The following is a 12,065-nucleotide window of genomic DNA, read 5'->3' as shown; positions in this document are numbered from 1 at the left end:
GAGGTTGCGTTCGTAACGCCTTCCGCTAGGGCGGGTGAGGGGGAGCGCACATCCCAAGATCTTCCAGCATCCCTAGGAGATGTCATGTCTGAAGTCCGTATCGCCGCCGAGCCGCGCAGCGAGTTCGGCAAGGGCGCCGCGCGCAAGATCCGCCGCCAGGACAAGGTGCCCGCCGTTCTGTACGGCCACGGCATCGACCCCAAGCACCTCACCCTGCCCGGCCACGAGGTCCTCCTCGCGCTGCGCACGGCCAACGTGCTGATCCACCTCAAGGGTGACGGCGTCGACGAGCTGGCCCTGCCGAAGGGCGTGCAGCGCGACCCGATCAGGGGCTTCATCGAGCACCTCGACCTGCTCCTGGTCAAGCGCGGCGAGAAGGTCACGGTCGAGATCCCGGTCACCACCGTCGGCGACGTCAACTCCGAGGGCCTGCTCGACCAGCAGCTCGTCTCGATCGCCGTCGAGGCCGAGGCCACCCACATCCCGACCGGTGTCGAGGTCGACGTCGAGGGCATGGAGGTCGGCACCTCGATCACCGCCGGCGACCTGAAACTGCCCAAGGGCGCCGTCCTGGCCGCCGACCCCGAGCTGCTGGTGCTGCAGGTCAGCGCCAAGCAGGTCGAGGTCGCCGAGGAGGAGGGCGAGGCCGCCGAGGGCGAGGCCGCCGCGGGCGAGAGCACCGAGGCCGCCGAGTAAGGCGTCACCGCACGACCATGGACGGGGTAGCCGGGCGGCTGCCCCGTTCCTGTTCATCCGGAGGAGTGGGAAAGGCGTATGGACCGCTGGTTGATCGCCGGGCTGGGCAATCCCGGCGCCGAGTACGCAGGCCACCGGCACAACGCCGGTTTCATGGTGCTGGACGAGCTGGCCGCCAGGGCGGGCGGGCGCTTCAAGGCGCACCGGAGCCGCGCCGAGGTGCTGGAGACCCGGGGCGCGGTGCTGGCCAAGCCGCTGTCGTTCATGAACCTGTCGGGCGGCCCGGTGAAGGCGCTGGCCGACTTCTACAAGATCACCCCCGACCGCCTCATCGTCGTCCACGACGAACTGGACATCCCGTACGGCGCGCTCAGGGCCAAGCTGGGCGGCGGCGACAACGGGCACAACGGGCTCAAGTCGATCACCAAGGTCCTCGGCACCCGCGACTACCTGCGCGTACGCTTCGGCATCGGCCGCCCGCCCGGCCGCATGGACCCCGCGGCCTACGTGCTCAAGGACTTCGGCACCGCCGAGCGCAAGGATCTGGCCTTCCTGGTCGACCGCGCCGCCGACGTGGTCGAGTCGCTGATGGAGAAGGGTCTGGAGGCTACCCAGAACGCCTTCCACAGCGTCGACCTGAACATTTCGGGCCCTCCTCGCTGATCACCACATAGGGACGTTCGCACTGGGCGTACCGTAGCGCGCGGCTACCATTCCATGACTGTCTGTTGATCAGTCACGGGGGGAGGCGCTGCGTGGAGCGGCTGGTGACCGTCGTGGAGGCCGGACCCTGGCGGGCCCGCTCTCGCATGCCGGGCTGGGTGCGCTCCTACCGCCTGCAGGCGCTCGTGAGCGACCTGGGCTGCGCCGCGGCGAGCGCCGCGCTGGCCTTCTCCGCCAGGTTCGGCGAGCTGACCCCCTACGTCACGCCGTACGCCCTGCTCAGCGCCGCGCTCCCGCTGCTCTGGGTGGGCGCGGTGGCGCTGAACAAGGCCTACGAGCCCCGCCTGATCGGCGTCGGCTCCGAGGAGTTCCGCCGGATCGTCCGGTGCGGCCTGGCACTGACCGCCGCGACCGCCATCTGCTCCTACCTCACCAAGACCGACGTCGCCCGCGGCTACGTCATCGTCGCCCTCCCCCTCACCACCCTGCTGACCCTGCTCTTCAGGTACGGCCTGCGCCGCTCCCTGCACGCCCGCCGGGCAGGCGGCCGGTGCATGCGCCGGGTCGTCGCGGTCGGCCACCGGGCGGGCGTCGCCGAGCTGGTCGACCGGTTCCGCCGGGAGCGCTACCACGGCATGGAGATCGTGGCCGCCTGCCTGCCGGACGACACGCCCGGCGGTGTGGTCGGCGGAGTCCCCGTGGCGGGCGGCTTCTCCGACGTGCCGCTGGTGGTGAGCCAGCTCGGCGCCGACACGGTGGCCGTGCTCGCCTGCCCCGAGATGGACGGCCTGGCCCTGCGCCGCCTGGCCTGGCGCCTGGAGCGGACGCACACCGAGCTGGTCGTGGCCCCCGCCCTGATGGAGGTCGCGGGACCGCGCACCACGATCAGGCCCGCGGCCGGACTGCCGCTGCTGCATGTGGAGCACCCCGAGCTGACCGGCGTCAGGCAACTGGTGAAGAACGTCTTCGACCGGCTCATCGCCGGATTCCTGCTGGTCACGCTCGCGCCGCTGCTGGCAGGGCTGGCCTTCGCCGTGCGAACATCGAGTCCGGGTCCCGCGTTCTTCCGGCAGACGCGGGTGGGCAGGGACGGCAGGCTGTTCACGATCGTGAAGTTCAGGACGATGCGGCAGGACGCCGAGCGGCTGAAGGTGGAGCTGTCCAGCGACGCCGACGGCCTGCTGTTCAAGGTGCGCAAGGACCCGCGGGTGACCCCGCTGGGCGCGCTCATGCGGCGGCACTCGCTCGACGAGCTGCCGCAGCTCGTCAACGTCCTGCTCGGGGACATGTCCCTGGTGGGTCCCCGGCCCCCGCTGCCGGAGGAGGTGGCCCGTTACGGCGACGACGTGCGCCGCCGGCTCCTGGTACGCCCGGGGCTGACCGGGCTCTGGCAGGTCAGCGGCAGGTCGGATCTGTCGTGGGAGGAATCGGTCCGCCTGGACCTGCGTTACGTGGAGAACTGGTCCCTCATGCTGGACCTGCAGATCCTGTGGAAGACTTGGTCGGCCGTCGCCCGCGGGCAAGGAGCATATTGATGACGATTCGCGACGACCACGCCTTGGCGGCCGATCTGGCCACCCAGGCGGGCGAGCGGTTGCTGGAGCTGCGCGAGCGGGTGGGCTTCGGTGAGCCGCCGGAGCTGCGCGCCCAGGGTGACCAGGCCGCGCACCTGTACCTGATGGAGGCGCTGGCGCGGCTGCGGCCGAGCGACTGCGTGCTGTCGGAGGAGGCGACCCAGCAGGAACGCCTCGACCCGCGCAGGCAGACGGCGGACCGGGTGTGGATCGTCGATCCGCTCGACGGCACCCGCGAGTTCGCCGAGGAGGGGCGCGCCGACTGGGCGGTGCACGTGGCGCTCTGGGAGCGGGGTGAGCTCGTCGCCGGCGCGGTGGCGCTGCCCGCGCAGGGCCGTACTCTCACGACGGCCGCGCCGCCGAAGCTGGCGACCGCGGAGAAGGGCCGGATCCGGATCGCGGTCAGCCGCTCGCGGCCTCCGGCCTTCGTGCAGAACCTCGCCTACCTGGTGGGCGCGGACCTGGTGCCGATCGGCTCGGCGGGGGCGAAGATCTCCGCGGTGCTCACCGGCGAGGTCGAGGCGTATGTGCACGCCGGCGGCCAGTACGAGTGGGATTCCGCCGCTCCGGTGGCCGTGGCACAGGCGGCGGGGGCCCACGCGAGCCGAATCGACGGCTCCGAGCTGGCCTACAACCAGAAGGACCCCTCACTTCCGGATATCCTTGTTTCCCTACCGGAACTGGCGCCAACGTTGCTCGCCGGGATCCGCGACCTGCACCGCTAATGCCGGAGGAAGCCCGCATGCTCCAGCGCGACTACACGACGTCGCAGCTCGACGTCCTTGAGGCCGAGGCCATTCACATCATGCGTGAGGTGGCGGCGGAGTTCGAGCGCCCGTGTCTGCTCTTCTCCGGCGGCAAGGACTCCATCGTCATGCTCCGCGTGGCGGAGAAGGCGTTCTGGCCGGCCGCGATCCCGTTCCCGCTCATGCACGTCGACACCGGCCACAACTTCGACGAGGTCATCGAGTTCCGCGACCGCAGGGTGGCGGAGCTGGGCGCCAAGCTCGTCGTGGCCTCGGTCCAGGACAGCATCGACCAGGGCCGGGTCACCGAGGAGAAGGGGCGTCGAGCCTCCCGCAACCGGCTCCAGACGACCACCCTGCTCGACGCCATCGAGGAGAACCGCTACGACGCCGTCTTCGGCGGCGCCCGCCGCGACGAGGAGAAGGCCCGCGCCAAGGAGCGGGTCTTCTCCTTCCGCGACGACTTCGGCCAGTGGGATCCGAAGAACCAGCGCCCCGAGCTGTGGAACATCTACAACGGGCGGATCCGGCAGGGTGAGCACATCCGGGTGTTCCCGCTGTCCAACTGGACCGAGCTCGACATCTGGGACTACATCCGCCGCGAGGGCATCGAGATCCCGTCGATCTACTTCGCGCACACCCGCACGGTCTTCGAGCGCGACGGCATGCTGCTCGCCGACAGCGAGTGGATCACCCGCGGCGACGACGAGCCGACCTTCGAGGCTGTCGTCCGCTACCGCACCGTCGGAGACCTCACCATCACCGGCGCCGTGCAGTCCACGGCCGTGACGGTCGAGGAGATCATCGAGGAGATCGCGGCGACGCGGCTCACGGAGCGGGGCGCGACCCGGGCCGACGACCGGGCTTCCGAAGCCGCCATGGAAGACCGCAAGCGTGAGGGTTACTTCTAACAATGGACATTCTTCGTTTCGCCACCGCCGGATCCGTCGACGACGGTAAGTCGACCCTCATCGGACGCCTGCTCTTCGACTCCAAGGCGATCTTCGAGGACCAGCTCGAGGCCGTCGAGCGCACCTCCCGCGACCGCGGCACCGAGTACACCGACCTGTCGCTGCTCACCGACGGCCTGCGCGCCGAGCGGGAGCAGGGCATCACCATCGACGTGGCCTACCGCTACTTCGCCACGCCGCGGCGCAAGTTCATCATCGCCGACACCCCCGGCCACATCCAGTACACCCGCAACATGGTCACCGGCGCCTCCACCGCCGACCTGGCGATCATCCTGATCGACGCGCGCAAGGGCGTGCTGGAGCAGTCCCGCCGCCACGCGTTCCTGACCTCGCTGCTGCGGGTGCCGCACCTGGTGCTCGCGGTCAACAAGATGGACCTGGTCGACTACGCCGAGGAGCGTTTCGAGGAGATCCGCGAGGAGTTCACCGCGTTCGCCTCCAAGCTGAACGTCGCCGACCTGACCTTCATCCCGATCTCCGCGCTCAACGGCGACAACGTCGTCTCCCGCTCGGAGAACATGCCCTGGTACAACGGCTCCTCGCTGCTGCACCACCTGGAGAACGTGCACATCGCCTCCGACCGCAACCTGGTCGACGTGCGCTTCCCCGTGCAGTACGTCATCCGGCCGCAGCGCGCCACCGACCACGCCTTCCACGACTACCGCGGCTACGCGGGCCAGGTCGCGGGCGGCGTGCTCAAGCCGGGCGACGAGGTCCTGCACCTGCCGTCGGGCCTGACCACCAGGATCGCCGCGATCGACACCTTCGACGGGCCCGTCGAAGAGGCGTTCCCGCCCATGTCGGTGACGATCCGGCTGGAGGACGACATCGACATCTCCCGCGGCGACATGATCTGCCGGCCGAACAACCAGCCGCAGGCCGCCCAGGAGATCGACGCGATGGTCTGCTGGATGGCCGACGGGGTGAAGCTGACGCCGCGCTCCAAACTGACCATCAAGCACACCACCCGCACCGCCCGCGCCCTGGTCCGCGACCTGCAGTACCGGCTCGACGTCAACACGCTGCACCGCGACGAGTCCGCGACCGGGCTGGGCCTCAACGAGATCGGCCGGGTCTCCCTGCGGGTCACCCAGCCGCTGTTCGTGGACGACTACGCACGAAACCGCCTGACCGGCGGCTTCGTCCTGATCGACGAGGCCACCAACAACACCGTCGCCGCGGGGATGGTCGTCGACGCCCGCGCGTAGCTCCGCCCTTCCTGTACGGCTACCGCCCGCCGCCGTGCGCGCGCCCGTCCGTTGACGCCACTCGGGCGCGCGTCGTCCCCCCGTTACGCCGTATCGGTTGCGCGCCCACCGGCTTGGGGGTTCTCTAGTCCCCATGTCGAACACACTGACGATAAGCGAGCGGGACGCCCGCAGGCTGGCCGTCTCCAGCCAGCTGCTGGACGGGCGGCGGCCCGAGGGTCTCTGGCAGGTGCTCCAGAGGCTGCGGTGCCTGCAACTGGACCCGATCAACGTCGTCGCCCGAAGCCATGAACTGGTGCTGTGGAGCCGCCTCGGGGCGTTCGACGCGGGAGAGCTCGACGCGCTGCGCTGGGACGAGCGGCGCCTGTTCGAGTACTGGGCGCATGCCGCCTCGATCGTGCTGACCGAGGACTACCCCCTGCACCAGCTCATGATGCGCCGCTACCCGAAGACCGCCGGCGCCTACGGGAACCGGTTACGGGACTGGCTGGAGGTCAACGAGCGGCTCAGGACGCACATCCTCGACCGGCTCCGCGACGAGGGGCCACTGGCGGCCGAGGCGTTCGAGGACGTGGCGGTCGTTCCGTGGGAGTCCAGCGGGTGGTCCACCGGGCGCAGCGTGGAGCGCATGCTCGACATCCTGCGCTTCCAGGGCGTCGTGGTGGTCGCCGGACGCCACCGCAGGGCCCGGGTATGGGACTTGACCGAGCGCTTCCTGCCAGCCCTGGCCGCGTACGAGCCGCTCGACGAGCGCGAGGTGGTCGCCAGGGCGGCCGAGCACGCGCTGCGCTCCCTGGGGGTGGCGCGTCCCGGCGACATCGAGGAGCACTTCATCCGAGGCCGCTACCCGGGGCTCGCCGAGGTGCTCGCCGGCCTGGAGGCCGAGGGGCGGGTCCATCGGGCCGGGATCGAGGGGGCTCCCGCGACCGAGCGGTGGTACGTGCACGCCGACCTGCTCCCCACGCTGGAGCGCGTCACGAACGGGCAGTGGGAGCCGCGCACCACGCTGCTCTCCCCCTTCGACAACCTGATCTGCCATCGGGCGCGCACCGAACGGCTGTGGAACTTCGCCTTCCGCACCGAGATGTACGTGCCCAAGGCCAAGCGCCAGTACGGCTACTACATCCTGCCGATCCTGCACGGCGACCGGCTCATCGGGCGGATCGCACCCCGGCTGGACCGGCGCACGGGCGTGCTCACGATCGAAGGGATGTACGCCGAGCCCGGCGTGGGGGAGCGGGAGGCGTCCGCCGTGGCGGCGGCCGTCGCCGACCTCGCCCGGTTCGTCGGCGCGGGCGAGATCCGGTACGAGGGGGCAGTCCCGGACGCCTGGCGGTCTTAGGTAGATCCTTTGCGGGTTTGGTGACCACGCGATTACTCTCCGCGCTAACGTCTCCACGATCCGCATCCACACCACGTGGGGGTCACCCGTGACTGACCGTACGCCCGCCGCCCGGGTGATCTTCCTGGGTGGGCTCGGCCGCAGCGGCACGACACTGCTGGAGCGACTTCTGGGCGAGATCCCGGGGGTCGTCCCGCTCGGCGAGGTGGTGCATCTGTGGAGGCGGGGGGTGCTGGGCGGTGAGCCGTGCGGGTGCGGGGAGATGTTCGCCGCGTGCCCGTTCTGGGGCGAGGTGGGGGAGCGGGCGTTCGGCGGCTGGTCCGCGGGGCTGGCCGAGCGGGTGCTCGCGCTGCGCCGGCGGGTCGACCGTACTCGCCGGATACCGTTCCTCGGCCACCCCGACCTCGACGAGTACGTCACCGCCTACAGCCGCGTCTACCAGGCGGCGGCCGAGGTCGCCGGGGCCGAAGTGGTGATCGACTCCAGCAAGCACGCCTCCCTGGCGTTCTGCCTGGCGGCGGGCGGTGTGGACGTGCACGTGGTGCATGTGGTCAGGGACCCGCGCGCGGTCGCGCACTCCTGGCACCGGACCGTCGAACGCCCCGAGGACGGCCGCCCGATGACCCGCTGGGGCCCCGTCCGCACCTCACTCCACTGGACGGCCCAGAACCTCGCCCTCGACCTGCTCTCCCGGCGCGGCGTCCCCGTCACCAGGATCCGCTACGAGGACCTCCTCGCCGCCCCCGGCCCCGCTCTGCACACCCTGACCGCCACTCTGGGCGTCAACCAGACCGGCCCCCACTCGACGGGTGCGCTGCCGGACGGCTTCCTCACGGGAGCCACCGCCAGGCTGGGGATCGCGCACACCGCGTCGGGGAATCCGATGCGCTTCACCGTCGGTGCCGTCGAGCTGGCCCGTGACGACTCCTGGCGCTCAGGACTACCTCGTGGCCGCCGCGCCCTGGTCGCGGGTCTCACCGGCCCTCTCATGGCTCGATACGGCTATCGCGGAGCGGCGGCATGACGCCTTCCGTCGCCGTGGTGATCCCCACGACGGGCGACCGGCCCGAACAACTCCGAGCCGCGGCCCGCGCCGTACTCGCCCAGAACTACGCAGGCCCCCTCGAACTGGTCATCGTCGTCGACGGCGGCGACCCGGCGGCCGTCGCCGAGCAGGTGGCCGACGTGATCGCGCCCCGCAGGCCGGGCGCCGACCACCAGCGGGCCCGCGTGCTGCCCAACACGCTCACCCCCGGCCTCCCCGGTGCCCGCAACACCGGCATCGCCGCCTCCGCCGCCGACCTGGTCGCCTTCTGCGACGACGACGACGTGTGGCTCCCCGGCAAGCTCACCGCCCAGGCCGCGGCCCTCACCGGCGGCGCCGAGTTCGCGAGCTGCGCCATCGAGGTCGAGTACGGCTCCCGCCGCGTCCCCCGGCTGGCCGGCACCGACACGGTCACCCAGGCTGACCTGGTCCGCTCCCGCATGGTGATGGTGCACTCCTCGACCTTCCTGTTCCGGCGCGGCACGCTGTGGGTCGACGAGAGCGCCCCGGCGGGCCAGAACGAGGACTGGGACCTGGCCCTGCGCGCGGCCAAACGCCACCCGATCGCCCACGTGGACCGCCCGCTCGTCCGCGTCTCGTGGGGCGCCTCCCAGTACGCCACCCGCTGGGCCGACCGCATCGCCGGGCTCGAATGGATGCTCGCCCGGCACCCCGAACTGGCCGTGGATCCGCGCGGCGCGGCGCGGATCTACGGTCAGCTGGCCTTCCACCACGCGGCGCTCGGCCACCGCCGCGAGGCCGGCCACTGGGCGGCCCGCACCTTCGCCGCCAGACTCGGCGAACCCCGCGCCCCCATCGCCCTGGCCGTCGCCCTGGGTCTCATCCCCGCAGCGGCCGTCCTCGCCCTCCTGCACAGCCGAGGCCACGGAATTTGATCCCGTCCACCCCGAACCCCGCGCCCTTCCCCCGCCCGCCGCGAGTGCGGCTGGCGGGGGTCGACATCGATCCGTTCACCGAGCAGGACGTGATCGCCCATGTGGTCGCCGAACTGAACTCGGGCAGGGGCGGGCACATCATCACCCCGAACATCGACATCTGCGCCTCCGTCGCCAAGGACCCCGTCTCCCGGCGGCTGCTGCGGCAGGCCGAAGTGGTCGTGGCCGACGGCATGCCCCTGGTCTGGGCGTCGAAGCTCCGGGGGACGCCCCTTCCCGAACGCGTCACCGGCGCTGACCTCATCTGGTCCCTCAGCAAGGCCGCCGCCCGCCACGGCTTCCCCGTCTACCTGCTCGGCGGGCCACCCGGCGTGGCCGAACAGGCGGCCGACGAGCTCGGCGCCTACCACCCCGGGCTGGAGGTGTGCGGTGTCGACGCGCCGCCGTACGACTTCGCGGAGACGCGTGAGGGGCGCGACCTGGTCAGGCGGGCCGTCATCGAGGCGGAGCCCCGCATCGCCTTCGTCGGCCTGGGCTTCCCCAAGCAGGATCGGCTCATCGCGAGCCTGCGCGACGACCTCCCCGACACCTGGTTCGTCGGCTGCGGCTCGGCGATCGCCTTCGCGGCGGGCACGGCACGGCGCGCGCCCGAGTGGATGCGGGCGTCCGGCCTGGAGTGGATGTTCCGCCTGCTCGGCGAGCCCGGCAGGCTGGCCGGCCGCTACCTGATCGACGACCTCCCCTTCGCCGCCCGCCTGCTCACCCGCGCCCTGACCCACCGTCTTCTGCGCCACTACCCGTGAGGGCCCGGACTCTGGCGATCTCGGGGGCGGTCAGGCGGGTGCGGTAGGAGGTCAGGGACCGGCGGGAGTCCATGGGCGTGAAGGCGGTGCGGGACAGGCCCGACCAGGAGAACCCTCCCTCCCGGGCGGGCCCCGCGGAGCAGGCTCCCACGATGCGGCGTTCCGCCGTCGGCGACCAGGTGAGCCCGGCGTAGTCGTACAGGCGTCTGAACTCCGGCACCGGGGAGGCGGCCAGGTCGTCGTAGGAGACGAGGTGGACGCCGTCGAGCCGGGCGAGGATCGTGTGGGTCACCCGCCAGAGGGCGGCGGCCTTGGCCAGGCGGTCCTGGGAGCCGATCAGCGGGCGCAGTTCCTCGATCTCCGGGTGGTCGCGCAGCAGCAGCGGCTGCTCCAGGAGTTCGTGGAAGTAGACGGTCCAGCCGAGCCGCGTCCAACTGCCCACGAACGACACCGGGTCGCGGACCAGCGCGATCACCCGGCAGCCGAGGGACTTGGCGAACCAGGCGGCTGACAGCACCGCGAACGGGTCGTCCAGCAGCGCCCGGCGGCCGGTGAGCCGTCCGTAGGTGAAGGACGTGCCGTAGCGGACGAGCCGCGCCAGGTCGTACGGCGAGCGGTTGCGGCGCAGTTCGGCCAGGAACCGGTAGCGCAGGGCCGTCGTGTCCCGGAACGCCGGCAGCCACTGGTCGGCGTTGTCATCGCAGATGTACTGGAATCTGTGGGTCACCGAGGCCCGCAGCACGCCGGGGCAGCGGCCTGGAGGGTGCTCCGGGTTCAGCGGCTCGTTGACGTACACGAGGTCGCCGCCGGCGGCCAGCATCCTGCCCGTCCAACTGGTCCCGCTGCGGGGCAGCCCGGTGACCAGGACAGGGGGGGCCGTCATGCCGTCGCCCATGAGCGGAATCTGAGCGCGGCGGCGCTGTGCCTGCCGAACGGGTGCAGCCCGTAACGCCGGTGGAGCTGCCACAGGGGCAGCAGGTTCTTGACGATCACGCCGCCCGCCCAGCCGAGTGCCGCCCCCAGAGCGCCGTGGCCGGGGACGAGCGCCAGGTCGAGCAGCACGGTGCAGCCGACCGCCGCCACCAGGTTGGCCAGGCTGCCGGTGGTGTGCCCGGCGGCGGTGAGGACGACGTCCACCATGCCGCACGCCGTGGCCAGCATCATGGTCCCCGCCAGCACCAGCGCCACGGGCGCCGCCCGGTCGTACCCGGCGCCGAAGAGGTCCAGCAGCCACGGGGCCAGCGCCGCGTACACCACCCAGACCGGCCAGGTCAGGACCACGAGCCAGACTGTGGCCGCCTGGTACAGCTCCCGCGCCCGCGGCAGGTCCCCGTCGGCGAGCGCCCGCACCAGCCGCGGCTGTACGGCCTGCGCCAACCCCTGGTTGGCGAGCTGCCCGACCACCTTGAACCGGGTCGCCGCGGTGTACACGGCCGCCTGCGCGGGCCCGGCGAGCACGGCCACGATCACGATGTCGAGCCGCTGGAACACGGCCTGAATCGCCGCCGCCACCGACCGCGGCGCGGTGTACCGCCACAGATCGCGCCCGGTCCCCGGCAGGTACGGCGTCCGCGGCACCCGCCGACGCAGCCAGAACAGGACCAGCGGCGGCACGAGCACATACGGCATCCCCCACGCCAGCGGAAGAAGCCACGAAGCGTCCGCGACGAGGGCGACGAGGGTCACCAGGGCGAGCTGGGCCACCGGGAGGGTGAGGCCGTCGAGCAGCACCGTCGGTCGCATCGAGCCGAAGCCCCGGGTGGCCGCGAGCAGGATGTCGGCGCAGACCATGCACGGCAGGACCAGGACCATCGGCCCGAGCCGCGGATACAGCAGCAGCGCGGCCACCGAGGAGACGACCACGCCCGGCACCACCGCCGCCCTGACATACCCGGACACGCCCCGGTAGTCGTAGGTCCTGGCGCGGGCGATGAAGTAGATCAGCCCGTTGCCCGCGTCCAGTTTCGCGATCCCGGCGACCATCAACGCCAGCGCGGTGGCGGTGAAGAACGCTCCCGCCTGCTCCGCGCTGAACGCCCGGGTCACCACCACGACCAGCAGGAACTGCGCCGAAGCGGTCACCCCGGCCCCGGCGATCCCAGCCAGCCCCCCACGAGCCAC

At 71.6% G+C, this 12,065-nt stretch carries 12 protein-coding genes; 10 read left to right on the top strand and 2 right to left on the bottom strand.

The genetic code is table 11. The features are described from left to right. Positions 1-84: 84 nt before the first annotated feature. The 10 genes from ABZ911_RS14925 to ABZ911_RS14880 all read left to right on the top strand — a co-directional run bounded on the left by ABZ911_RS14925 (position 85) and on the right by ABZ911_RS14880 (position 9,944). Positions 85-696, top strand: a complete 612-nt coding sequence (locus tag ABZ911_RS14925) for a 50S ribosomal protein L25/general stress protein Ctc (RefSeq protein ID WP_358055256.1) — start codon at positions 85-87, stop codon at positions 694-696. Between the two features lie 78 nt (positions 697-774). Then, positions 775-1,359 (top strand): aminoacyl-tRNA hydrolase, encoded by a 585-nt coding sequence (pth, locus tag ABZ911_RS14920; RefSeq protein WP_358055254.1) that lies wholly within the window; start codon positions 775-777, stop codon positions 1,357-1,359. A 146-nt stretch (positions 1,360-1,505) separates the two neighbouring features. Continuing rightward, positions 1,506-2,894: a sugar transferase gene (locus ABZ911_RS14915; protein WP_358055371.1), complete on the top strand. Its 1,389-nt coding sequence runs from the start codon at positions 1,506-1,508 to the stop codon at positions 2,892-2,894. Continuing rightward, complete coding sequence (locus tag ABZ911_RS14910) at positions 2,894-3,658, top strand: 3'(2'),5'-bisphosphate nucleotidase CysQ (RefSeq protein ID WP_358055252.1); 765 nt, start codon at positions 2,894-2,896, stop codon at positions 3,656-3,658. Before ABZ911_RS14915 ends, ABZ911_RS14910 begins: the two co-directional genes overlap by 1 nt. A gap of 17 nt (positions 3,659-3,675) precedes the next feature. Next, positions 3,676-4,590: a sulfate adenylyltransferase subunit CysD gene (gene cysD, locus ABZ911_RS14905; protein ID WP_358055250.1), complete on the top strand. Its 915-nt coding sequence runs from the start codon at positions 3,676-3,678 to the stop codon at positions 4,588-4,590. 2 nt (positions 4,591-4,592) lie between these two features. Continuing rightward, positions 4,593-5,858 carry a sulfate adenylyltransferase subunit CysN gene (gene cysN, locus ABZ911_RS14900; RefSeq protein ID WP_358055248.1) on the top strand — a complete coding sequence of 422 codons (1,266 nt, stop codon included), beginning with the start codon at positions 4,593-4,595 and terminating at the stop codon, positions 5,856-5,858. 133 nt (positions 5,859-5,991) lie between these two features. Further along, positions 5,992-7,200, top strand: coding sequence for a crosslink repair DNA glycosylase YcaQ family protein (locus ABZ911_RS14895; RefSeq protein WP_358055246.1), 1,209 nt, complete (start codon positions 5,992-5,994; stop codon positions 7,198-7,200). 88 nt (positions 7,201-7,288) lie between these two features. Next, entirely contained in the window at positions 7,289-8,224 is a 936-nt protein-coding gene (locus ABZ911_RS14890; protein WP_358055244.1) for a sulfotransferase, read from the top strand. Next, entirely contained in the window at positions 8,221-9,141 is a 921-nt protein-coding gene (locus ABZ911_RS14885; RefSeq protein ID WP_358055242.1) for a glycosyltransferase, read from the top strand. The genes ABZ911_RS14890 and ABZ911_RS14885 overlap by 4 nt, the downstream gene beginning before the upstream one ends. Beyond that, entirely contained in the window at positions 9,138-9,944 is an 807-nt protein-coding gene (locus ABZ911_RS14880) for a WecB/TagA/CpsF family glycosyltransferase (protein WP_358055240.1), read from the top strand. Before ABZ911_RS14885 ends, ABZ911_RS14880 begins: the two co-directional genes overlap by 4 nt. On the opposite strand, the gene ABZ911_RS14875 is transcribed toward ABZ911_RS14880, so the two are convergent. Together ABZ911_RS14875 and ABZ911_RS14870 are read right to left on the bottom strand one after the other, a co-directional pair. Further along, entirely contained in the window at positions 9,901-10,827 is a 927-nt protein-coding gene (locus tag ABZ911_RS14875) for a sulfotransferase (RefSeq protein WP_358055238.1), read from the bottom strand. The genes ABZ911_RS14880 and ABZ911_RS14875 overlap by 44 nt on opposite strands. Next, positions 10,824-12,065, bottom strand: a complete 1,242-nt coding sequence (locus ABZ911_RS14870) for a polysaccharide biosynthesis C-terminal domain-containing protein (protein ID WP_358055236.1) — start codon at positions 12,063-12,065, stop codon at positions 10,824-10,826. Before ABZ911_RS14870 ends, ABZ911_RS14875 begins: the two co-directional genes overlap by 4 nt.

The organism is Nonomuraea sp. NPDC046570 (assembly GCF_040645915.1).
In the GTDB taxonomy this organism is placed as follows: Bacteria; Actinomycetota; Actinomycetes; order Streptosporangiales; family Streptosporangiaceae; genus Nonomuraea.
This window is presented reverse-complemented; position numbering and strand designations above follow the sequence as displayed.